1 protein-coding gene is annotated in these 217 nt (G+C 79.3%); it reads right to left on the reverse strand.

All coding sequences use genetic code 11. The features are described from left to right. A partial coding sequence (locus SACPADRAFT_RS33180; protein WP_040924563.1) for a hypothetical protein occupies positions 1-206 on the reverse strand: 206 nt, incomplete at its 3' end. Positions 207-217: the final 11 nt, after the last annotated feature.

Here is a 217-nt window from a genome sequence, read left to right on the forward strand (position 1 = left end):
GCGGCCGCGTGCTGCCGCATCGCGCCCCGCGGCAGGGCCTGCGTTCCCCGGGGACCGGGCCCGGTCGTGGACACCGCGGGCATGGCGGGCACCGTGCTCTCCGGGTCCGCGCCCGTCGTGAGGCCCGGGTCGGCGGGGTCGGTGTCGTCGACCCTCCGTGGCCGGACGGGGATGGCGACGTGCGGGATGCCCAGCTCGGTGCGCACGCGCGTCACCT

The organism is Saccharomonospora iraqiensis subsp. paurometabolica YIM 90007, from assembly GCF_000231035.2.
In the GTDB taxonomy this organism is placed as follows: domain Bacteria; phylum Actinomycetota; class Actinomycetes; order Mycobacteriales; family Pseudonocardiaceae; genus Saccharomonospora; species Saccharomonospora paurometabolica.